Genomic DNA, 24,287 nt, shown 5'->3' with positions numbered 1-24,287 from the left:
GTTATTTAAAATTAATATTAAGTCCGAACAGGAAAGAGCGCGGTCTGGAATATATATTATTGTCGATTCCCAGATATACTTCCGGGTCAAGGCCGCTGTAATTGGTAATAACGAAAGCATTCTGAACAGAAAGGTTTACCCCTAAGTCAAATTTACTGCTGATGTTTTTGAAATGATGGCCCAGTGTGATATTATCCATACGGAAGAACGAAGCATTTTCCAGGAAAAAATCAGAATAGAGCTGCAAATCATTGAACCCCTGCTCTGCCGTATAGCTTAAGATATTGGAATAAGTGCCGTTTCCGGAATATACTTTGGTTTTGTAATCTTTGGATTTTATGTTATTATAAACATAATTCCCGAAGTTAGCATGCCCGTTGAATCCAAAATACCAGTTTTTGTAGCTTAGCTTTGAAGAAATTCCCAGGTAAGATTTAGGCATAGGATTTTTATCTTTTACCAGTCCGCCTTTGTATTTACCTTCAATGGGATTGTTGTTGGCGTCATATTCCTGCTGATAAAGATAGAATGTATAAGGAGAATACCCCACGGAATGAATTTGGATAGTTCCGGCAGTTGAGCCTGAAACATTTCCAATATTCACACCGTAATTGGGGCTGTCAACAAGGGTAAGTTTGGTAATTTCTGATTTGTTAAAGGTAACATTCATATCCAGGTTCCATTGCCAGTTATCATTTTTAACCGGAATTGTATTAAGGCTAAGTTCTACACCTCTGTTTTCCATGGAGCCGATATTGGTAAAGATCATGTTCGTAAGGTTGGAGCCTGCTGCAACAGAGATTTTATTCAGCAGGTCATCGGTAGTTCTTTTATAAACTTCCAGTGTTCCGGAAATTCTGTTTTTTAAAATTCCGAAATCTAATCCTACATTATAGGTTGATGAGGTTTCCCATTTAAGATTCGGATCATATCCGTTCGGGCGGATGGTTTGATAGTACTGGTTCCCAAGCTGGTATAATGCATTAGACTGACTGAAAGTATAGGTTTGCATCCATTCATAATCTCCTCCGATGTCCTGTTGGCCCGTTTTACCATAACTCAGCCTTAGTTTAAGATCGGAAAAGAAATTATTGCCTTTCAGAAATTCCTCTTCATTGATTTTCCATGCAAAAGCTGCAGAAGGGAAAAGTCCCCAATGGTTTTCTTTGGAAAAACGTGAAGAACCGTCATTTCTTAATGTTGCAGTAAACAGGTAACGGTCTTTGTAGCTGTAATTTAAACGCCCATAAAATGAAACAAGATAATATTCCGATTGGGTAGTGATATCCCTGTAAATTTTAGTTCCGGTAAGATTCGTCTGGTTATCATCATAGCTTTTCCAGAATCTCTGCCATGAATACCCTCCCATCAGATCGATTTTATGATTGGCTAAGGTTTTGGTGTAATTGGCGTAAGCATCAAACTGCAGGTTGTTTTTCTTCTGGACATATTTTTCTGTAAGACCCTGTCCGTCATTTCCTATGGAAGTCCAGGCAAGCGGAGCATTATCCGGAACGAAGATATCACCGTTACTTTTTAATACATCAAAACCTGCATTTACATTTAATTTCAGATCTTCAAAACCATGAATTTTATAATCCAGCTGTATATTTCCGATATGGCGGATTACCTGGGATTCATCTTTTCTTAAATCGAGGATGGAAACGGGATTTGCACCGGCAAGGGTAATGGGTTTTCCGGAAGCATCGGTCCAGATAAAATATCCCAACCCGTATTGACTGGAGCTGTCATAAACAGGGCGGGTAGGGTCAAAAGACGCTGCTCCGCCTGCAGGATTGGATACAAAATCGTTATTTTCAATGCTTGGTTTATAGTTCAGGTTTATATTCAGGTGTTTGTTGAAGAAAGAAGGATTCAGGTTAAGGCTCAGGTTCATTCTTTCATAGGCATTTTTCCGGATGATTCCTTCCTGGTTGGTATATCCTAAAGATAAACGGTATGGAATTTCTTTGATGGCCCCGGTCATGCTGAAATTCTGATCATTACTTAGAGCCGTACGGTAGATTTGCTTCTGCCAATCGGTAGAATAAGTGCCTAATCCATTAATTACGGCGGGATTTCCTGCATAACTGTTTTTAATGAAATTTCTGTACTCATCTCCACTTAATACATCAAGCATATTTGGATTGTAGCTGACCTTCGTTGTGGAAGAGTACTGATATCTGGTTTTTTTACTTCCTTTTTTGGTGGTAATAATGATGACACCGTTAGATGCTCTTGAACCGTAAATTGCAGTGGAGGAAGCATCTTTCAAAATGGTATAGGTTTCAATATCATTGGGGTTGATCATTCCCAGGATATTGCCGGAGCCTGAAATAGAAGAATTGTCTATGGCAATCCCGTCGATTACGATAAGGGGATCGTTACTGGCTGAAAGTGAAGAGCCTCCTCTGATCCTGATGGTAGAACCAGCTCCGGGAGCTCCTCCGGGAGAAATAATGTTGACTCCGGCAGATTTTCCTGTTAATGCTTCCTGTGCAGAAACAGGGCTTCCATCATTTTCGCTGTCAATTTTTACAGTGGTAAGGGAGCCTGTAGCATCTGATTTTTTCACTTTTCCGTATCCTATAACAACAATTTCATCAATCTTTTTTTCCTGGATAGGCGTTGTAATGGTATCTGATGCTATGGAAACTTCGGATAGTCTTGGTTTGGTTTTCCGGAGAACTACCGTATTGTTTTTTATTTCATATTCTATCGGGTAGTTCTTTTTAAGAAGATCAAGTGAGTTTTCCAGAGAGGAATAATTCATTTCGCTTTTATCCACAAAAACATCTTTGAAGTCTGTGCTGGAATAAAGAAAAGGAATTTTGGAGACCTTACTGAGTTTTTCAAAAACTTTTATGATAGATACTTTATTCTCTTTTTTTTGAATCATTTGCGGTGCCTGCACGGTTTGTCCCTGGGCAACAGGCAATCCGGCAATAACCAATAATATTACGGATATTATTGTTTTTTTCATAAATTTGGTTATTAACTTTAATGAATTTTAGCGGGTTCTACAGTTAATTTTGCATCGATAATGATTATTATCGGTGCTTTTTTATTTTAATTCTATCTCATGGGTTGATTTTTTTTGCGAATTAAGATTGAACGGATAGCATATTGCAGATAATACTTCATCCAGATTTCCGGAAAATGTACCTTTTATCTTTTTATTACTGTATTGTTGAGGATAAGTGATCCTGATGTTATAAACATCTTCCAGTTCGGCTATGATCTTTTCAAAATTTTCATCCTCAAAAGAGAAGTTTCTTTTTACATCTGCGGCATAATATGTGCGGACAATATTTTCCTCGTTCTGGTTCCACGCTTCATTAGGCAGGAGGTATGTGATCTTTCCTTTATGGTTTATTTTTACTTTTCCTTCCAGCAGTTCTACTTTTTGTTTACCCTTCGTCTGGTCCAGGAAAAACTTTGTTCCCAATACCTGTACTGTAAAATCTCCTGCATTTAACCTGAATGGCCTGGATTTATCTTTTGCAATGCTGAAAGTTGCTTTACCCGTAAATTTAATTTTCCTGTCTGTTTTACCAAAATCAGGAGACAATGTGAGGGTACTGTGCGGGTCCAGAATAATGATGCTTCCGTCGGGAAGCTCTACCCGTTTGGTGTAATCAACGCTCAGATAGGGCTGAGGTACTGTGATTTTTGATGAAACATGCGAAGGAGAAGAGTAAAAGATGAAACCGGCAATTATGAAAACAGCCGCTGCTGCAGCCCAGTATATTTTTTTAGACCTGTTCCCGGCTTTTATTTTCCTGTTGATACCAGCTTTGATCCGGGCATCTGTCTGCGGATCTATCGTCTGGTTTTCCCTGTAAGTTTCTTCCCAGTTCTTCTTGTAATGTTCTTCTTCCATGCTGTTCATATGTAGTATTACGCAGAAATTTGAAATCGTCAACCTTAAAAAAAATATTTCTATGAATAATCAGGATTTTAACAGTAAAGATTTGATTAAGAATTGGTGAGCTTTTTCAGATATGCTTTTACATCCTGCCAGGGATAGTACGGAAAACGGCTGGTCTGAACCGGGATCTTAACTTCATTTTCATTGAGAAGAAATTTCACCAGAACTTCATTTTGCTTATTCCTGTAAAAAATCATTTGAAAATTAGCGGCCATTGGAGCGGCCTGGAAAGTATTCCAGATTTTATAAACTTCTTTTGGGTCTGTTTCTTCTTTATTCATCCCATTTACATTCAAAAAAGCAAGTAAAGGAATGATATTTCCGTCGTGCCCGAAACGCAATGAGGCACCGTTTGTATTGTTTTTAATATAATTTTCAGCTTCTTCCAGGATATTTTTTACCAATGGAATGGCATTGTTCTTTACAAGCCCTTTGCTAAGAGGCGAAGGACCGTCATTTACATACGTCTGATAATTTATGCCCTGGTAAATATTGAAAAGTTCCTCTTTTGTGAACAGGTCATAAAAAGAAATATCTGTTTCAAGGTTCTGCATATCGCTGGCTATCCAGTAAAATGCTTCTATCAGTTTTTCCGGATTTATATTTTTGTAAACATATTCTTCATTGTTGAAAATATTTTTGATAAACCTGTCAGACTGAAGGGTTTCCTGCTTGAATTTTCTTTTCTCCTCCTGCCAGAAGCTATCATTTGAACGGAAATCTATAGATTCTTTCGTGTGATGGTTAAGATATTTCATATACTTATCGGAAGATTCCATATTCAGCTGTAGTTTGGGATTTTTGATGACCAGTTCATTGGTGAAATACGCCATGCTCAGAATGCATCTCGGAACCAGGGTAGATTTTGCTGTAACGATGGAATTTCCTTCAAAAACCTGTGGATTATTTTTGACCATTCTTTGTGAAATCTGTTTCTGCTGCATTGCTCCAACCTGGGTAAGGTCGCCGTTGTGTCCTTCTGCCAGTGCCCAGATATGCTGAAGCCGTTGGAGGGCAGATTTGCCAGTTTCCGTTAATGCATTATTCTCAGAAGCTTTTTTCAGGATTTCAAGGGCTCCGGAAAAATCTTTGTCATTGATGAGCCATCTGGATCCATGACGTCCATAATGACTGATATAAAAGGGTTGATAGCCTGCAGGAGGAGGGGGAGGGGTACTTGCGGGATTCGGATAAACATAATACACTCCGCCTGTTTTACGGATATCTGAAAATATTTCTTCCTTAGACGTTTGGGCATTGCAAAGAATTACAGCCGCAAATAAAAAAAGAGACTGAAACCGCCTTAATTGTGAGTTTAAGGTGATCATAAACAAAATGTTTTTCGGAGCTTCCAAAGATATTTTTTTATTGTCTTTTCGGGTAAATATTCTTTCAGTCTTTCTCATACTTAAGTAATACGCAGAAATGCTGAAATCGTCAACCTAAAAGAAAAATATATTCAGACGCGCCTTTAAAAGCTGCAATACTTTATTAACGTGCTTGGCAACGGCATTCTTGGAAATATTGTTTTCTTTCGCAATCTGGGAATAGCTTAGCCCGTCTACTTTATGCTTCAGAAAATAGTCTTTGCTTTTTTCCGGGATAAGGTGTAATAAGTTTTTGATTTCTTCGGAACGGAGCAACTGCTCGTCCTCATCATAGTCTTCCTTTTCAAAATCCAGAACGGCGTTTTCTTTAAGATCAACAAATGAAAGCCTGTTTTTTCTAAAAAAATTGGCGATTTCCTGTTTCGCTGTTTTAAAGACTATTGCCTCTGCATTTTTGCTTAAAGAGTCTCTGTGTTTCCATACATGAACAAAAATATCCTGTACAACATCCTCAATATCCTCCTGTCCGTGAATGTATTTTTTCACGAAAAAATAGACCTGATGCTTGTATTTCGAATATAATTCCTCAAATAAAGATTCCACTCTAAATAAATATTTTGATTGCTATATTGGCAATTAATACCTGGGAAGGCTTCAAATATATTAAAAAAAGACATCATATAGATCCTATTTATAACATTGCAATATGTTTACAATATTTCCGCAAATTTTATTATAGTTCAAAAAGCCTTATGGATAAAGGAAAATTCGTTGTTCTATGCTTGGTTTTATTTCCTTTTTTTAAAAAAAACGCCAAAATTTATCGCACTGAAAAGTTCTGTTTAGAAAAAATCATTAATATTTTTTTCTTCACCAGTTGATGATATATGATGGTTTTTATTGAGTCTTGATAATATTTTCAATTATTTTATCAAATAGTTAGAAAAATTCTCACATTTTGATGTTAAATTTTTTTAATTACCTTGCGTGCAAATTGAATAAATAAAAATAAATGTGCTCAATTATTGTTGAGTTTACATTTTTATAAAATTTTATTTATTGATATTATGCTGAATGATAAACTATGTGGTCATATTGATAAAGTTAATATTGCATGGAAAATAGTAATTCAGGACAAATGTTTATACAGGATATATTTGATACTCCCGAACAGTCAGGTGGCATCAGCTATGCCTATCCATTACAGAATATTAGAGAACTTACACCGCTTCCTGACGGATATATTCCGTTTTATATCAGTCATTTCGGACGCCACGGATCACGTTATCTGGTTGATGATAATGAATATAAGCATGTACTGGACACATTCCGGCATGCAAACTCCTGTGATGCTTTAACGTCGTTGGGAAGAGATTTGTATGAGAGATTAAAGATCATATGGTCAGTAGTCAGGGGCAATGGCGGAAACCTGACACCACTGGGAATTCGTCAGCTCACCGGGATTGCTGAACGTATGCAGAGGCAGTATCCGGAAGTTTTTACAGCCAATGCAAAGGTAACGGCTGTTTCCACTACATCAGAGCGCTGCATCTACAGTATGGAAATATTTTGCGGGAAACTGAAAGAATTATGTCCGGGTCTGCATATTGCTGAAGATGCTGATCCTAGGCATATGGATTATCTGAATTATCATACAAAAGAGGCAGTAAGTTTCAGGTATAATCCCGATACATGGATTGGAAAGTATAAGGAGTTTGAAAAAGAGCACGTCAACCCGGACAGGCTTATAACGGCACTATTTTCTGATGAAGATTATGTAAAAGGAAGTATAAATCCTGTTTCTTTGATTTGGGATCTGTACAACATAGCCGGTATTCTACAAAATATGGATATTTCCATTTCATTGTATGATCTTTTTGAAAAGAAAGAGCTTTTCGATCTCTGGCAATGTAAAAATTACAGCCTGTATGTTCAGTATGCCAACGCAGCCGAAAATCAGGGTATGATGATGGAAAATGCCAAGCCGCTTCTGAAGAATATCATTGAAAGTGCCGACCATATCATTGAAACAAAAGATATTGGAGCATCATTCCGTTTTGGGCACGATGGAAATATCATTCCTCTGGCCATGCTCCTGCATCTTCAGGATTTTTATAACAGTATTTCAGACCCTTCGGAATTTTATAATGCCTGGAATGATTTTAAAGTTTCGCCTATGGCTGCTAACATTCAGATTATATTTTTCAGGAATGAAATATCCCATGATGTTCTTGTTAAATTTTTGCATAACGAACAGGAGATTCTCATCCCTCCGGTGGAAAGCGAGATACTTCCATACTATCGCTGGCAGGATTTAAAAGAATATTATAATTCTCTCTTGAGTACACATCCACTGCCGCAATAAATGAAACTATAATAAAAACCAAATATCCAAAATCAACATATGAGAAAAACACAGTTCACCTTTATTAATTCTTACTGAAATTGATATTTATTTGTCTGTAAATTAAACGTTTACACACTTTCTTTCCCGGATAATATTTTTATAAATCGAATATGATAAAATTCGATATGGGGACATTTTGACTTAATTTATCTAATCCCTACCTGTATCATTTTTATATAAAATCATTTTTTTTAACCCGCTAAAAATTTAAAGTATATGGAAAAAACGTAATCACAACTATTAATCCCTACCTGTAATATTTACAGAATCAAAAATCTAATTATTTAATCCATTAAACATTTAAAAACATGGAAGAAATTCAAAATCAATTTACAAATCCCAATTTATCTAAAATATTTGATGTCAACGATTTACCATCAGTAACTCTGGAGATACAGGAAGCAGACTGGAACCACCTTCTGTTCGAATTCGATAATGATCCTACTGTCAATACATGGGTTCGCGGAACATTCCTTTTTGAAGGAAGTAAAAATTTACCCAATCAAAGACTTGAGAATGTTTCCTTAAGGGTAAGAGGAAATTCAAGCCGTGCAAGACCTGAGGGAAATCCGGGGGAACCTCATAAGCCCGGGCATTCGGTATGGCGCCAGGCCAGCTTTGCCCTTAACTTTGGCCACACCAGGTTTAATCCGCCACCAGGCCAGACTTTTCTGGGACTATCCAGGCTCGATTTAAAATTTACCCGTGAAGATCCTACCCGAATCAGGGAATTGTACTGTTTTGACCTATACCAACGGGCAGAAGTTTATACCGGACCCTTAATGAGCTTATGTAAATTCTATATCAAAGTGATAGCGGAAAGTTCAGGCTTACAGTCGCCGCCGGCTTATTTTGGGCTTTATAAACTGAAAGAATTTATTGAAGACGATTATCTTGAAGACCGTAAAGCATTATTTAATGATAATGTACCCGGGCCATATATACCTTTTCTCTGGAAAGGAGACGCCCCGGCAACTTTGAATAATCCGCATGATGTACCCAACAGGGATATTTATGACCTGAGGACAAATACAGGCCAGCGTGCAACAGCTAATGCCCAACTGGTAAGATTTATTACAGATTTAACAACCAAAGAAGGGAATGATCTTAAAAACTGGGCTGAAAGTATAATGGATGTACCTCTACTGATGAAAACATATATTATTAATGTAGTGTGTGGTAATATGGATGACTATTGGTTTAATGCCAATAATTTCAATTTTTACTTCAATACCCATGGAAAATTCTTTTTCATCCCGAATGATTTTGATACAACATTAGGAACCGGATGGGGATTAGATGCGGGAAGACAGAATATGTACAATTGGGGAAGTCAGTATCATCCGCTGATTCATAAATTACTTAGCATACCGGAGTTCAGGAGATTTTATATTGATGCTTTCATGGCCCTGGTTAGTGGTCCTTTTCATGCCAACAACAGTGTTCCGCGTATAGAAGGCTGGCACCGTTTGGTTAAGGATTATATCTGGGACGAAACTATTCATTTTGGCTGTCACAATGCTGATGCCGGATGCGTTATAGGAAAACAGGGAAGTGCCTCTCAAACGGCATTTGAAGACAGTGTAGCCTGGTGGAGTGCATCGTATAATAAAAATTACCGCCTTCTGCAAAGAGGAGCGAACAACTTTTTCGAGGTAAGCGGAAACCCACTCCGTTTCATAACAGACACAATTTGACATTTTTAATATATTTAGATTGATGCCGTTTTGATTTCTTTTCAGGGGGATTTTGAAAAAGGCATTTTTTTACCACGCTTCCGGGCGTGGTTTTTTTATAACGATATTGAATAGTAATGCATCATTGAAGGGTCTGGTTTATAGATGAAAGCTCATTTCCTTTCTTTTTCCTATTTTTGTGAAATTCCTTATTTCAATGAAAAAGATTATCCTCATCGAAGACGAAACCAGCGTTGTATCTTTTATAAAAAAAGGACTTCAGGAAAACGGGTACGAAGTTTCCGTAGCTTTTGACGGACGTACAGGTGTACAGCTGGTACAGACAAACGATTTCGATATGGTAATTCTGGACATTATGCTTCCGGAAATGAACGGTCTTGATGTCTGCAAAGAGATCAGAAAAACCAATCAGCATGTTCCTATTCTGTTTCTGACGGCTTTGGGAACCTCCGAAAATATTGTGCTGGGGCTGGAAAGCGGAGGTGATGATTATCTGGTAAAGCCCTTCAAATTTATTGAATTGGTAGCCCGTGTGAAGTCTCTGCTAAGAAGAAGTCATGGGATCAGTCCGCAGGAAACTTCTGAGCCAGAGCCGGATAGTGAACATATATTCCAGTTTTCAGATCTGATCGTTAATGATTACACAAAAAGAGTGACCCGGGCCGGAGATGAAATTTCTTTAACCTCTACAGAATATAAATTATTGCTGTATTTCCTGAATAATCCCGAAAAAGTAATTTCAAGGGCCGAAATCCTGGATGCAGTCTGGGGGGTAAATTATGAACTGGGAACAAATGTAGTAGATGTTTACGTGAATTATTTAAGGAAAAAACTGGATAGCCAGGATGATAATAAGTTGATTCATACAGTAATAGGAATGGGGTACGTGCTCAAAAAAAATTGATGAATGTCTAAAAAAGTTGTTACAAACCAAACCAAAACGATGGTACTTTTAATGTTGGTATTTACTGCCATCATTTTGCTGTTCAGTGGATTGGTTTACTTTTCGATTGTCAACTTTTCGCATCAGAGGTTTTACGAACTGCTGAAGATCCGTACCGCAACTATTGTTCAGATTGAAAAAAGTAAAGACCATCTCGATCTTCCCGAAAACTATATCCTTAACAGCCTGAATGATGAGGAACTTCCTATGGAAAGGGATTATGTTTTTGCCGTTCCAAAGGATTCCAATTTCAGAAAAATTTCACAGGAAGTTCATATTCCCGATTATTTTTTCAAAAGCATTGTTAAAAAAGGAGAGGCCAATTATAATGATAAAGAATTCTACTACATCGGGCAGACCTTTAGGTATGATGATAAAGACTACATCGCTATTGCCTCTGCCAAGAATCATTATGTGATCTATTATCTCGGATTTCTAAAAAGAACATTAATTACCTGTATCGTACTTTCCCTGTTCTTCAGTATGATTTTTTCCTTTTATCTGTCTAAAACCTTGTTCAGACCTATTTTAAAAATTACAGGTAAAGTAAAAGAAATCAGTTCCGAAAATCTTCACCTCAGATTGGAACCGCAACCGGACAACAAAGAGCTGAACGAGCTGGTTGATACTTTCAATGGGATGCTGAACCGTATAGAAACTTCATTTGAAACCCAAAACCACCTGATCGGAAATGTATCCCATGAGTTGAGAACTCCCCTCACTTCCATCATGGGGGAAGCAGATGTAGCCCTTTCTATCGGCAGAACAGCTGATGAATACAAGGAAACTCTGGAAATTATCCTTGATGAAGCGGAAAAACTGGATAAAAAGATCAAAGCATTATTAATGATTGCCCAGACCGGTTTCGATGGAAAAATCCAGAAGATGGATAAAGTAAGGATCGATCAGCTGCTTTGGGACGTAATTGAAACCCTCAGAAAAATTGATTCCAGAAATAATATCTATCTCGATATCAGCATGCTCCCCGATAATCCTAAAAAACTGAAAGTACAGGGTAATGAGCAGCTTCTGCATCTTGCGGTAGCCAATATCATTAATAACGGCTGTAAATATTCTAATTTCCAGCAGGTAAAAGTTTCGCTGGGTGCTACGGATACGGATGTTTATATTATTGTAAAAGATTTCGGAATCGGTATTCCGGAAGTGGAGATGAACAAAATCTACGATCCGTTCTTCAGAGCTTCCAATACCAAAAACTATGAGGGTTACGGAATCGGGCTTCCACTGGCAAGAAACATTGTAAGAATGCATCAGGGTGAACTTATTGTAAGTTCTCATGAAAACCAGGGAACAACGGTACAGATGCGTTTTCCTAATTTTTATAGTACAAAGCCGGAAGGAGTTTAATAGCTAAAACCAGGTCTTACAAAAGCAAACGAACCGGAAAAACCGGCTAAATCTCTCAAATTTGCGGGAGCAATCTATATATTATTCTCTTCATTTCGAAATTCTAATCTCATTTTAATCTCTTTAATCACATTTTAATTCCATTCCAAAGGGCTTCTAATCTTGCCGCTTTAGTTTTGTATCATCAAAATAAGATAACACAAACCTAAATCTAAAAGATATGACTAAAACAATTTTAATCGCTACGGATTACTCTTTGGAGTCAATGAACATATTAAAAAAAGTACTGAAAGAGAAAGATGCATCGGAAGATCAGAATCAGTATAATATTCTTTTGGTTTCAGGATATGATGCCGGAGATTCTATCAGAGACCTTCTTTTCAATACAAAAAGCACCGTTTTTAATAAAATCAGGCCGCAGGAATTTTGTGACGCCTATGGAATTATCAAAAATAAGTATCCTCATCTGGTCAATAAGATCATCTGCGATATTTTCACAGGAAGCTTTCAGAGAACATTCAATAATTATGTGAAAGCAGAGAATATTGAAGAAGCTTATTACTCTCCATCTATTAAGAGTAAAGGAAACGGCAAATTTGATATTACTCCTTACATCAGGAAATGCAAAGAACTAAAAGTTCAGGAAATTAAAGTGGAAATTGCCGAAAGACTTCCGGAAAGAGGAAGGCTGGCTGAGATCTTTGTTGAGGTCTAAAGAATAATAAACACAATAGTAAAAAATAAAAAAATGTTAAGAAATTATAGTAACAGCCGAACGTTGGGAGACAATATCAGATTGGGGACGCTGACTGCATTTACCGCAGGTACTATAAATATTGCCTCTCTGTTAATATTTCTCTCCTTTACGTCAAATGTAACGGGACATTATGCCATTCTGGCTGCGGAAATCAGTAAAGGAAACTGGACGCAGGTTGCGGTGGTTGGAGCGTGGATCTTTCTGTTCTTCTTCGGAAGCTTTTTATCCAACTTCATTGTCATCAACTTCAATAAAAGAAGTAAATATTTTGCACATGCAATGCCAATTGTGCTGGAAATCATATGTTTACTGTTTGTGGGAATATATGGTCAGTTCTACTACCAGAAAACACTGGAAGAAACAGAATTCCTGGTTGCACTAATGCTTTTTGCAACCGGCCTTCAGAACGGTCTTACAGCAAGTATTTCCAATTTCTCCGTGAAAACCACCCACCTTACAGGGACCACCACCGACCTTGGAATCCTTCTTTCCATGTTTACCCAGAAAAAATACAGAAAGAACGGTGAACTGATTGGAAGAGCGAAATTGCTGATGAGTATCATGGCAGCCTATGTTTTAGGAGCCGTTTTCTCAGGGCTTACCTATTATTATCTCGAATTTAGAGTGTTTTATGTGATCAGTGTATGCCTTTTGATCGTGATTGGGTATGATGCCTATAAAATTCATATCAGGCACTTTAACACCAAATACCGCTACAGCAGGATTTATAAAAAGCCCAACCTGTTAGCTTATTTGTACGATAAAGTTCATGGTATCCCAAAAAGAAAAGAAAAAAGAACGCTTGTTTTTGATGAATAAGCCGGAAAGAAATAAAATAAATATCAATATTATTTTTGTGTAAACTAGCTGTGAAGCACTCCTTTTCGATGGTAGAAAAGGGGTGTTTTTTTACTGTTAGAGATAAGTCAAGACAACAAACCATAAAAAGAATTTTTTAACGCAAAGTTTAATTTTAATATTGCAAATTACAGGAATACAAAGAAGAAATCAATCTTTGATTGATCCGATTAAGCGGACGGAAAAGCATGCTTAATCAGTGACGAAGTCACATTTCTTTGCTTAACTTAAAATATGACTTCCGGTATTTAAATCTTTGCGTGGTAAAATAGCTCTATTTATAGAATTTATATTCTCATTTCCTAATTCTGTAGAGGTATTAAAAGGCACACAGAATAAAGAATTGTGGCAAAAATGTTGATAATTAAATTTTAATTCACGGTTTTAATGTTTTAATTCCGGTTTCCATTAACTATTTTTGTAAGTTGATTATATGTTTTATGTCAGATATTATTCAGCTTTTACCGGATCATGTAGCCAACCAAATTGCGGCAGGAGAAGTGGTGCAGAGACCTGCGTCCATTGTGAAGGAACTTTTGGAAAATGCTATTGATGCCGATGCTTCAAAGATAGAATTGATTATCAGGGATGCCGGGAAAAACCTGATCCAGGTGGTAGACGATGGCAAAGGAATGTCTGAAACCGATGCCCGCCTGGCATTCGAAAGGCATGCTACGTCCAAGATCAGAGGAACAGAAGATATTTTCAAAATTGCTACGAAAGGATTCCGGGGCGAGGCGCTGGCCTCTATTGCCGCTGTTTCCCAAGTTGAGCTGAGAACAAAGCAGAATGATGCTAAAATAGGGACCAATATCTATATTGAAGGCGGTGTATTCCAGTTTCAGGACCCGATACAAACCGCTGACGGCTCCAATTTCCTGGTAAAGAACCTGTTCTACAATGTTCCGGCCAGAAGAAAATTCCTTAAAAATAATAATGTTGAATTCAGGCATGTTATTGATGAATTCCAGCGTGTCGCCTTAGCCCATGAAAATCTGGAGTTTTCCCTGTTTCATGATGATGAAGCCGTTTTCAGACTGAGAAAAGGAAGTCAGATGCAGCGTATTGTTGATGTTTTCGGAAGAAAATTACAGCCACAGCTTATCCCCATAAAAGAAGATATCATCTGGTGTAAACTTCACGGATTTGTTGCAAAACCCGAAGGTGCTAAAAAATCTAGGGGCGAACAGTTTCTTTTCGTTAACGGAAGATACTTCAGAAGTCCGTATTTTAATAAAGCCGTACAGGAAGCCTTTGAAGGATTGCTGCAGCCCGGTTATGTTCCCACATTTTTCCTTTATCTTGAACTGGACCCGGAAAAAATAGATGTGAATATCCATCCTCAGAAAACTGAGGTAAAGTTTGAAGACGAGCACCTGATTTTTGCATTGCTTCGCTCTACCATTAAAAGATCTCTAGGAATTTATAACGTATCCCCAAGCCTGGATTTTGATAAAGATCCTGAAATGGACGCCATGATGAACAAGCCTTTTCCAAGCAAAGGAAACAGCGGTGGCGGAGTGATCAAAATGCCTGAGATTATAGTTGATAAGGACTACAATCCATTTATTGAAGAAAGAAATGTACGTCCCGAGGAGATCCAGAATCTTGCGGAAATGTACCATCAGAATATTACAGCAGAACCGTCAAAGATCAATTTGTTTGAAGATGAAGATTTTGATGAAGACCTGATGAGGTTGCCCAATGGCTACTGGCTGTTCAATAAAGGCGATGTTACCCTGATGCTGGACCTTGGAAGAATGCACAGGCTGGTTGTTTCCGAAAATAATAAAACTTCAAAGAAGGCCAACGTTAACCCGAACAGCCACACATTATTGTTTTCCCTGGAATACCATATGAACGAAATTGAGAAGAATAAATACAATTCTTTCAAAAAATTTCTTCCCGAACTTGGGTTTGACATGAAAATTGCACATGAAAGCGTGCTGAGGATAGATGCTCTTCCGGAAGGTCTCAAAGAAACCCAGGCGATGAAGTTCCTGGAGAATCTTTTTGAGATTCTGGAATACAAAACTGAAGAGGAATTTATGCAGTTTTATCTCAGCCAGTGGAACAAAATGCAGTCCAAATCAAGATTTGATTTCATCTATAAAAAAGATGCGGAACAGATGATCAAAGATTTTACCGCATTGGGCTTCCCGGAATTTTTACCGGATGGCAAAAGATGCTTTTATGAAATTCCGTTTAATGACTTTAAAAACAAATTTTAAAAAATGTTTAACAATATACCGCCCATTACGAGGAATATCATCATTGTAAATATTGTTGTATTTATTTTGACATTTTTCTTCTTACCTCAATTATACAATATTCTTTCTGCATATTATCCCCTTTCTCCCAATTTTAAATCATGGCAGATTATCACTCATATGTTTATGCATGGAGGATATATGCATATTATTTTTAATATGCTGACGCTCTATAGTTTCGGGCCTATTTTGGAACAGGTTCTGGGAGAAAGAAAATATCTGATACTTTATTTTGCAAGCGGTTTGGGTGCTTTTGCTTTATTTAATATATGGAATTTTGTAGAAATTCAACAACTCGTTTCAGAGCTTGAAAGAATGAATGTTAATGTTTCGGAAGTTTATGCAAAAGCCAATCTTTCTGTATTTGACTTCAATCCTACGCCTTATTTAAACAATGAAAAAATATTAAATTTATATATTGGTCTGACAGGTAAAATGCTTGGTGCATCGGGCGCTGTTTTTGGTGTAGTAGCGGCTTTTGCCACTCTTTACCCGGATGCTAAGATTATGATGATGTTCATCCCGATTCCTATGAAGGTAAAGTACCTGATGCCTATCGTTATTATAGTTTCCATATACCTGGGAGTTTCCGGAAACGGAGGAGGTATTGCCCATCTGGCTCACGTTGGGGGAGCATTGGTTGGCTGGATTCTTGCAAGGATATGGAAAAAACATTTGTATAGATTCAATTAAAAAATCCGTGAAAGTTTTTCGTCTTGTCATATTGATCCTGCATGTTGGCGTCTTTTTCCTGCTGCTGGGTACTTTAATGAATGCATATGTTCCGCCTAAAATATTTCCGTGGTTCAATTTGCTTTCCTTAGGTTTTCCTGTTCTTATTGTTGTGTATGCAATATGTACACTTTTCTGGCTTTTCAGCTGGAAAAAAAGGACTTTTGCATTTATGCTGGCGGGACTTATCTTTATGAATCCTCTACAAAGATGGGTGAATTTTTCTTCCGGGAAAAAAGAAACAGCCAACCTGAAAGTTGTTACTTTCAACATTAAAGCCGGCACATTAGGTGTTTCTGAGATTGAGAATTACCTCAATAATGCCAATGCTGATGTGGTAATGCTGCAGGAGACCGGAAAAAAAATCTTCCTAAAAAACACGGAAGTGGTTGATAAAAACGGAATTATCAAAGTTATTTCTAAGCATAAAATTATAAATTCCACAGAGCTCATCAAAAGTAATTATGATAGCAATAATGCCTATGCTACCCAGGCAGATATTGAAATCAGAGGAAAAATATACCGCTTTATCAATGTTTATCTCGAGCCGTTCAAATTTGAGAAAGGCATGGTAAAAATGGAGGGCTTCCAGGAAGAAGATGAAAGAAAACTGAAAAATATTGTTAAAAGGCTTATTCCTGTTTTTAAAAAACATCAGGATCAGGTAAGTACTGTTAAAGAAGCTATTAACAATTCACCTTACCCTGTAATTGTTATGGGAGACCTTAATTCCGTTCCCAATTCTTACGAATACTATCATTTGTCAGAAGGGTTGCAGGATGCTTTTGTAGAAGCAGGAAAAGGAAGTGCAACAAGCTTCCATGATTATAAATTTCCAATCAGGATCGATTATATTTTTACATCCAAAACCATACATCCCGTTAGTTATAAAGTTGACCGTTCGATAAAGCTTTCAGATCATTATCCTGTGATTGGAACATTTTCAATTGACAACTGATTATCATAAAAATAGTTAAAATTTTTCCGCTTGGTAGGGTTTTTGATGAAAAGAATAGCGTATCCTAGACTGCTATTTCATGAAGTTGAGCCAATTACTGCTGTTTGTACATATTATTGTTGCCGTGTTGCTGCTGTGCACATTAGGAAACGCATGGATTCCCCCTAATTTCCTGGGATCTCTTAACCTGCTTTCCCTGGCATTCCCTTATCTGATTGCGGTATATGTTCTGCTAACATTTATCTGGATTTTAAAAAGAAAGAAAATAGCGATAGCTTTTGCGCTGGGAACCCTTCTTTTCTACAATCCTGTAAGACGGTGGGTCAATTTTTCTCCAAAAACAGAAAATTTAAAATCAATCAGGGATATTAAAGTTTTGACGTTTAATGTAAAATACGGAGATTTCGGCTGGGATAAAGTAAAAAAATACATCAGAGATCAGAACGCAGATATCATTCTTGTTCAGGAAAAAGATACAAACAGGGCGATCAGAAAGGATATGATAAAATACCCTTCGGTAATCCTGAAAACAAAGCACAGGATCGTAAGACAGGAAGCCCTGATTGAAGATAAAGCAAGAGGAAATTCTTTCTATGCAGATGTGGATATCAACGGAAAAATAGTAAGAGTGGTCACGGTATATCTTGAGCCGTTCAGGCTGCATAAATCCATGCTTAAATTTGATGGTTTTGCAAAAGAAGGAGGAAAAATAGCAACTCTTCTTTCTCATATGCTCCCAACTTTTAAGGCACATGAAGACCAGATTAAAAAGATCAGAAAAGTAATTGATTTTTCGCCCTATCCGGTAATCCTGGCAGGCGATTTCAATTCTGTGCCCAATTCATATGAATACTATAATCTGGGGAAAGACCTTCAGGATGCTTTCCTTACGGTAGGAAACGGGGCTTCTACCAGCTTCCATGATTATAAAGTTCCATTGAGGATTGACTATATTTTTACTTCAAAATCAATTATCCCTTTAAGCTATAAGGTGGACCAGTCTGTAAAATTATCGGATCACTATCCTGTAATTGCAGAATTTCTGCTAAATTAGTTCCATGAAAAATTTATTGTCTGCAGTTTTTATTGTATCACTGGTATTGATAGCCTGTTCAAAAAAAGAAGCACCGGGTTTTGGAGCGGAACAGGAAATAAAGGTTCATTATGATACCGCAGCAATTGACTCATTTTCAGCAGGTGCCACATCGGTGGATATTGTTCGGCAGATCAGAATGTCTTCACAAAAGTACCAGGACTCTATAAAAGAGGCCGAAAAACGTCTTAAGGAAGAACAGAAGCTTAAAGAAGAGCTTGAAAAAGAAAATAAAAAGAAGGGAGAGGAGGAGAAAAAGAAGACAGAAGCTGAAAAAAAACAGAAAACTTCTGATGCTCAACCTGCTGCCGGAACAAAAACAGAATAAAAATGAAATAAAAACATATAAAATATACAATATGAAAAAACAAATTTTAGCAGTAGCTTCAATCGCATTATTTGCTGTATCGTGCACAAAATCAACTACTAAAACAGAACAGGTGGAAAATACTGACGGAACGGTAACAACCACTACAACTACAGTTTCTGAAACTCCGTCTGTTGCCGTAGATACCGCTAAGATAGATAAGGCGAAGGAAGATGTAAAAGCCAAAGTGGATGCAGCCGGAAACAAAATAGATGATGCGGCTCAGAAAACCAAAGAAGGCATTAACAAAGCCGGAAATGATATCAAAGCCGGAGCTGATAAAGTAGGCAGTGACATTAAAAAAGGCGCTCAGGAAGTTAGTAAAGATGTAAAAGATGCCGCAGCAAAAGGTGCTTCGAAAGTAGAAGAAGGAGCGAAAAAATTAAAAGAAGATTTAAAGAAATAATAGGATTCCAAAATATAGAAAACGCAATCAGAATTTTGATTGCGTTTTTTTATTGTTATTCTGATGGAAGATGGGAAGAGGTTGTATTTGTCGTTAACAGCCCATTGATCGTTTTCTGAAAACCATTCCAAAACATATTGAATATTGTTTTTCCGGCTTCAATAACTTCCATCTTCCTGCATCCCGCTTCCTTTCTGATAACTTATTTATTAAGCTCCAGCAAAGGGTCTATATATTCTCTGTCATTACTCAGCCTAGGAACTTTATTCTGGCCTCCGAGTTTTCCTTTGGATTCCAGCCAGCAGTAGAAGAGATCCGGTTTTGCAATATGAACAATCGGTCTTTTCAGTGTCAGGTTATTATATCTTTTCGCTTCATAATCTGAATTGATTGTTTTTAAATGATGGTCAAAAGCATCGGTAAAACGCTCCAGGTCATCCGGATGGTGACTGAATTCAAAGATCCATTCATGAGCACCGCCTTCGTTCTCTTTCATGAAAACAGGTGCTCCTGTAAAATCGGTAATGCTTGCCCCGGTAACTTCACAGGCTTTTGAAAGAGCAGATTCTACATTGGTAATCATAAGCTCTTCTCCGAATGCGTTGATGTAATGCTTCGTTCTTCCCGTAATTTTTATTCTGAAAGGATTTACTGACGTAAATACAACGGTATCGCCGATGAGGTATCTCCATAACCCTCCGTTAGTGGTAATTACCATTGCATAATTTTTTCCTATTTCCACATCTTCAAGGCTGACTACTTTCGGATTGGAGAAATGAAACTGATCCATTGGAATGAATTCATAAAAAATACCGTAATCCAGCATCAGCAGCATTTCGTCACTGTCTGATCTGTCCTGTATCCCGAAGAAGCCTTCGGAAGCATTGTAAATTTCGTAGTAATTGATCTTTTTTCCGATGATCTGCCTGTATTGGTCCTTGTATGGCTTAAAGCTGATTCCGCCGTGAAAAAACACCTCCAGATTAGGCCACAGCTCAGAAATACTTCCGCTGCCTGTCTCTTTTAAAACTCTCTGAAGCAAAACCATCATCCAGCTGGGTACCCCCAGAATACTTCCTACATCTTCGTTTTTTACTTCTGAGGTAATGGCTTTAAGCTTGCTTTCCCATTCAGACATCAGGGAAACTTTTTTACTGGGTGTGGTGGTGATCTCTACCCAAAAAGGCAGATTGTCAATCAAAATTGCAGAAAGATCACCGAACTTGGTGTTGAAATCCGCATGAAGTTCAGAACTTCCGCCTAAACGCAGATTTTTGTTGGTGAACAGCTGGTTTTCCGGATGATTATTGGCATAGATGGAAACCATGTCCTTTCCTGCTTTCATGTGGCAGTATTCCAGGCTTTCAGAAGAAATAGGGATAAACTTGCTTTTGGCATTCGTTGTTCCGGATGATTTTGCAAAATGTTTGATATAACCCGGCCAGGTTACATCCTTGTGTCCCTGTCTTGCTCTTTCAATGAAAGGTTCAAAATCTTCATAAGTAACAATCGGGACCTTGTTTTTAAAGTCCTGATAGCTCGAAATCGAATTAAAGCCATATGCTTTGCCGTATTCCGTATCTTCAGCATGAAAAAGCTGTGAAAAGAGTATACCTTTCTGAGTTTCAATGGGATGGTCCATGAAATTCTGAATCTGATCTATCCTCTGACGGATAAACCAGTTAACGACAGTATTGAAAAGTGCCTTTGTTGCCATTCCAACAAATATAATAATATTTGGATTTTCAGAGAATTTTTATCGCATTAAATAAAAAAACCGCTACAAATTATGTAACGGTTTGGTATTTATACTTGTTGTTTCTTAACAATATTCATCAAAAGCAGCCTGAAGATTTGCTGCAATAGCACCTGCAGGGTTTCCTTCGATGTGGTGTCTTTCCAGCATATGAACCAGTTCACCATCCTTGAAAAGCGCTACACATGGAGAGCTTGGAGGGAATGGAGCCAGATGTTTTCTTGCTTCTGCTACAGCTTCTGTATCAAATCCTGCAAAAACAGTTGTTAAATGATCAGGTTTCTTATCACCTGTCAAAGAATATACAACTCCGGGTCTTGCTGCACCTGCTGCACATCCGCATACTGAATTTATTACCAATAGGGTGGTTCCCGACTGCTTTAAAGCCTCTTCTACCTGCGCAGGAGTTGTTAAATCTTCGAAACCTTTATCTGTAAGTTCTGCCTTCATAGGCATTACTAAATCTGTTGGATACATATATTTTGTTTTTTATCGGTACAAAGTTAAACAATTCTTTGCGTTTGTTCAATATATAAAAACTATCAATGCTTTAGTCATATAAAATTAATATAATATTAATATTTTAATAATATTATAAAAAACATGAAATAAAATCACGTATAATGAAAAATATTTATTAAATTTGAAATGATTCTGAAAACAACCGACCATGAAAAAAACATTTACTGCTTTCCCTCAAGCGCTCAAATTATTTAACACAACCTGATTTTCAGCGGTTAAGTAAAAGCCTTTTCAGTTTTGAATAAATGATAAGCTGAATTATGAATTATGAATATCCAAAACAGAATCCGGGAACGCCAGCGTTCCCGGATTCTTTAATCAAATCGATATGCAAAGGTTGGATATCCTGTTTTGGGAGATCGTGTTCCGTGTTCCGGGGTTTAATAATCCCGGATCCCGAACCGTGTATCCCGCTTTTATGAAAGCAGCTTCTTTGCCATCTCGGAAATGCTTTTCCCGTCTGACTTTCCTGCTAATGTCTTTGAAGCAGTTCCCATTACTTTCCCCAGATCTTTTATAGATTCTGCTCCGGTTTCTGAAATAATGTTCTTTATTTCAGCTTCCAGTTCTTCAGAAGAAAGCTGTTTTGGTAAGAATTGTTCAATTACTTTCGATTGTGCTTCTTCCACTTCGGCAAGATCATTTCTTCCCTGGGCTGAAAATTGTTCGAAAGAATCTTTACGCTGCTTGATCATTCTCTGAAGAATGGCAATTTCCTGCTCTGCGGAAACTTCAGCACCTCTGGCTTCAGTTTTTAGAAGTAGGATTTGAGCTTTCACAGCTCTCAGAGAGTCCAGAGCAACTCTGTCTTTCTCTCTCATAGCTGTTTTAATAGCTTCACTTATGGTATTTTCTAAACTCATGGTCTATAATTTATCAATGTAAAAGTGTATCAATGTACCAATTTGAACAAGCCATTGTTACACTGTTAAATTGATACATTGTTACATTATTTAGTCAACGTCTTTGTTTAAAAATCTGTTTTCTCTCACCTGCATGGATCCGTTGTTGTCAGACAGATAGGTGTTGATATTCTGATCTGATGCATTGGCTCCGTCGATAGTAATATTCTTTCTTTTGAAAGCAGGAACAGACTCAAATTCACTTGAGCTGTCAAAACTTTGATAGCGGGAATTGAATTCTTTTAATTTATTTCTTCTTTCTGAAATTTTCTCCTGTTCAACGGCTTTATTCACAAAGGTGAATTCAGATTCTGCCGTTTTCGGAGTTTCAATTTCAACTTTTTCTTCAAAAACCGGCTTGGTTTCAGCTTTTGGCTCTTCCTGTCTTGTCTGGAAGATGGTTTCAGCAGTCTGAACCGGAACTTCAGTTACTGCGCTGGCAGGAGCGGTAAACTCCGCCTTTGGCTGTCCGAAATCTGTTTTAGGTTCATTGGATGAAGGCTGATTGTTTACAAAAAAACTGAATTCAATAGGCTTTTCATCTGAGAAAGAAGGAGTGGACGGTGTAGAAGGAGTCTCATCTTTTTTGGCATCAAAATCGAATTTAAAAGACTCAATTTCCAGGTCATTAGGGTCTTCTCCTTCTTCATCGTAAGAGAATAAGCTATAAGATTCTTCTTCCTGCTGTTCTTCTTCATTTCTCCAGCTATTGACAGGGCTGCTTTGTGTATCTCCCTCTTTGTCAAAGAATTTTATTTCTGTTTTGATTTCTTCTTCCTCAATAATCATTTTTTTTTCAGAAGATTTTAACCCGAACTGTGGAGCATCGCTGTCTTCGTCATCTAATCTGAAAGTATGCTTTCCTCCAAAATCATGTGTTGTTTCAGAAGGTGTTTCTCTTTCTTCTCTTGTTTTGAAAGGGGATGCTTTCGGAGCCTCAAGGCTGTCATTAAGACTGATTCTGATCTTTTCTGTAGGACCTGCAAATTTTTTGCTGTCGTTAGAAAAACCTGTAGCAATCACAAGAACGCTTACAGAATCTCCCAGTTCTTCATCAGCACCTACCCCGAAAATGATATCTGCGGTATTTCCTGCTTCTTTCTGGATGTGATCCATAATTACCCCGATTTCATCCATGGTAACTTCTTCAGCACCACTTCTGATCAATAGAAGGACGTTTTTAGCACCCGTGATCTTGTTGTCATTCAACAACGGAGAATCCAGGGCTTTTTTAACGGCTTCTTCGGCTTTGTTTTCTCCCGAAGCAACTCCTGTAGACATTAAGGCTGTGCCGGAGTTCTGAAGTACAGATTTAGCATCTCTAAAGTCAATGTTTACATCAAAGTAACCGGTAATAACTTCTGCCATTCCTTTTGCGGCATTGGTTAACACTTCATCGGCTTTTGAGAATCCCTGCTTGAATCCAAGGTTTCCGAACTGCTGTCTTAGTTTATCATTGTTGATTACAATAAGTGAATCAACATTATTTCTTAGTTTTTCGAGACCGTTTTCTGCCTGATCAAGTCTTCTTTTTCCTTCAAAACTGAAAGGAACGGTAACAATACCTACCGTAAGAATTCCCATATCTTTAGCTACTTTGGCAATAACGGGAGCTGCTCCGGTACCTGTACCACCACCCATTCCGGCAGTGATGAACACCATTTTGGTATTCTGTCCCATAGCTGCTTTGATCTCTTCAATGCTTTCGATAGCAGATTTTTCCCCAACTTCAGGATCTGCTCCTGCACCAAGTCCTTCCGTAATGGTAGTACCAAGCTGTACCTTGTTGGCAACAGGGTTATTATCTAAAGTCTGGGCATCGGTATTACAGACTACAAAATCTACTCCGTAAATACCTTTTTCGTACATGTGTTTCAGGGCATTATTTCCACCGCCACCTACACCGATTACTTTTATGATGGATGAATTTCCTTTTGGCAAATCAAATGAAAATCCTTGTGTACCTATGTTTTCCATAACTATGTTTTTTAT

20 protein-coding genes are annotated in these 24,287 nt (G+C 37.6%); 12 read left to right on the top strand and 8 right to left on the bottom strand.

Annotated features, from left to right (window positions below):
- Position 1: 1 nt before the first annotated feature.
- The 4 genes from HNP36_RS11355 to HNP36_RS11340 form a co-directional block, all read right to left on the bottom strand.
- Positions 2–2,983, bottom strand: a complete 2,982-nt coding sequence (locus HNP36_RS11355) for a SusC/RagA family TonB-linked outer membrane protein (protein WP_184163266.1) — start codon at positions 2,981–2,983, stop codon at positions 2–4.
- An 81-nt stretch (positions 2,984–3,064) separates the two neighbouring features.
- Positions 3,065–3,883, bottom strand: a complete 819-nt coding sequence (locus HNP36_RS11350) for a FecR family protein (RefSeq protein WP_184163263.1) — start codon at positions 3,881–3,883, stop codon at positions 3,065–3,067.
- Between the two features lie 95 nt (positions 3,884–3,978).
- Complete coding sequence (locus HNP36_RS11345) at positions 3,979–5,337, bottom strand: histidine-type phosphatase (RefSeq protein WP_184163260.1); 1,359 nt, start codon at positions 5,335–5,337, stop codon at positions 3,979–3,981.
- A gap of 36 nt (positions 5,338–5,373) precedes the next feature.
- Positions 5,374–5,862 carry an RNA polymerase sigma factor gene (locus HNP36_RS11340; RefSeq protein ID WP_184163257.1) on the bottom strand — a complete coding sequence of 163 codons (489 nt, stop codon included), beginning with the start codon at positions 5,860–5,862 and terminating at the stop codon, positions 5,374–5,376.
- Between the two features lie 511 nt (positions 5,863–6,373).
- On the opposite strand from HNP36_RS11340, the gene HNP36_RS11335 reads away from it, so the two are divergent.
- From HNP36_RS11335 to HNP36_RS11280, 12 genes are all read left to right on the top strand, one after another.
- Positions 6,374–7,624 (top strand): histidine-type phosphatase, encoded by a 1,251-nt coding sequence (locus HNP36_RS11335; RefSeq protein ID WP_184163254.1) that lies wholly within the window; start codon positions 6,374–6,376, stop codon positions 7,622–7,624.
- A 350-nt stretch (positions 7,625–7,974) separates the two neighbouring features.
- Positions 7,975–9,363 (top strand): CotH kinase family protein, encoded by a 1,389-nt coding sequence (locus HNP36_RS11330; RefSeq protein WP_184163251.1) that lies wholly within the window; start codon positions 7,975–7,977, stop codon positions 9,361–9,363.
- A 196-nt stretch (positions 9,364–9,559) separates the two neighbouring features.
- Positions 9,560–10,267, top strand: a complete 708-nt coding sequence (locus HNP36_RS11325) for a response regulator transcription factor (RefSeq protein ID WP_184163248.1) — start codon at positions 9,560–9,562, stop codon at positions 10,265–10,267.
- Between the two features lie 3 nt (positions 10,268–10,270).
- Complete coding sequence (locus HNP36_RS11320; protein WP_184163245.1) at positions 10,271–11,674, top strand: sensor histidine kinase; 1,404 nt, start codon at positions 10,271–10,273, stop codon at positions 11,672–11,674.
- A gap of 220 nt (positions 11,675–11,894) precedes the next feature.
- Positions 11,895–12,389 (top strand): hypothetical protein, encoded by a 495-nt coding sequence (locus tag HNP36_RS11315; RefSeq protein WP_184163242.1) that lies wholly within the window; start codon positions 11,895–11,897, stop codon positions 12,387–12,389.
- Positions 12,390–12,422: 33 nt separating this feature from the next.
- Positions 12,423–13,250, top strand: coding sequence for a YoaK family protein (locus HNP36_RS11310; RefSeq protein ID WP_184163239.1), 828 nt, complete (start codon positions 12,423–12,425; stop codon positions 13,248–13,250).
- A 479-nt stretch (positions 13,251–13,729) separates the two neighbouring features.
- The gene (mutL, locus tag HNP36_RS11305) at positions 13,730–15,520 is read left to right on the top strand and encodes a DNA mismatch repair endonuclease MutL (RefSeq protein WP_184163236.1); all 1,791 of its coding nucleotides are present in this window, start codon (positions 13,730–13,732) and stop codon (positions 15,518–15,520) included.
- Between the two features lie 3 nt (positions 15,521–15,523).
- On the top strand, positions 15,524–16,252 hold the full coding sequence (locus HNP36_RS11300; RefSeq protein WP_184163233.1) for a rhomboid family intramembrane serine protease: 729 nt from the start codon (positions 15,524–15,526) through the stop codon (positions 16,250–16,252).
- 7 nt (positions 16,253–16,259) lie between these two features.
- Complete coding sequence (locus HNP36_RS11295) at positions 16,260–17,249, top strand: endonuclease/exonuclease/phosphatase family protein (protein ID WP_184163230.1); 990 nt, start codon at positions 16,260–16,262, stop codon at positions 17,247–17,249.
- A gap of 79 nt (positions 17,250–17,328) precedes the next feature.
- Positions 17,329–18,303 (top strand): endonuclease/exonuclease/phosphatase family protein, encoded by a 975-nt coding sequence (locus HNP36_RS11290; RefSeq protein WP_184163227.1) that lies wholly within the window; start codon positions 17,329–17,331, stop codon positions 18,301–18,303.
- Positions 18,304–18,307: 4 nt separating this feature from the next.
- On the top strand, positions 18,308–18,670 hold the full coding sequence (locus HNP36_RS11285) for a hypothetical protein (protein WP_184163224.1): 363 nt from the start codon (positions 18,308–18,310) through the stop codon (positions 18,668–18,670).
- Positions 18,671–18,701: 31 nt separating this feature from the next.
- The gene (locus tag HNP36_RS11280) at positions 18,702–19,115 is read left to right on the top strand and encodes a hypothetical protein (protein WP_184163221.1); all 414 of its coding nucleotides are present in this window, start codon (positions 18,702–18,704) and stop codon (positions 19,113–19,115) included.
- A 202-nt stretch (positions 19,116–19,317) separates the two neighbouring features.
- On the opposite strand, the gene HNP36_RS11275 is transcribed toward HNP36_RS11280, so the two are convergent.
- The 4 genes from HNP36_RS11275 to ftsZ all read right to left on the bottom strand — a co-directional run bounded on the left by HNP36_RS11275 (position 19,318) and on the right by ftsZ (position 24,272).
- The gene (locus HNP36_RS11275; RefSeq protein ID WP_184163185.1) at positions 19,318–20,832 is read right to left on the bottom strand and encodes a GH3 auxin-responsive promoter family protein; all 1,515 of its coding nucleotides are present in this window, start codon (positions 20,830–20,832) and stop codon (positions 19,318–19,320) included.
- A gap of 105 nt (positions 20,833–20,937) precedes the next feature.
- Entirely contained in the window at positions 20,938–21,348 is a 411-nt protein-coding gene (locus tag HNP36_RS11270; protein WP_040992866.1) for a BrxA/BrxB family bacilliredoxin, read from the bottom strand.
- A gap of 461 nt (positions 21,349–21,809) precedes the next feature.
- A complete protein-coding gene (locus HNP36_RS11265; RefSeq protein WP_184163182.1) occupies positions 21,810–22,256 on the bottom strand; it encodes a GatB/YqeY domain-containing protein in 447 nt (148 codons plus the stop codon).
- Between the two features lie 90 nt (positions 22,257–22,346).
- Positions 22,347–24,272, bottom strand: coding sequence for a cell division protein FtsZ (gene ftsZ / locus HNP36_RS11260; RefSeq protein ID WP_184163180.1), 1,926 nt, complete (start codon positions 24,270–24,272; stop codon positions 22,347–22,349).
- Positions 24,273–24,287 lie beyond the last annotated feature (15 nt).

This window comes from Chryseobacterium shigense (genome assembly GCF_014207845.1).
Lineage (GTDB): Bacteria > Bacteroidota > Bacteroidia > Flavobacteriales > Weeksellaceae > Chryseobacterium > Chryseobacterium shigense_A.
This window is presented reverse-complemented; position numbering and strand designations above follow the sequence as displayed.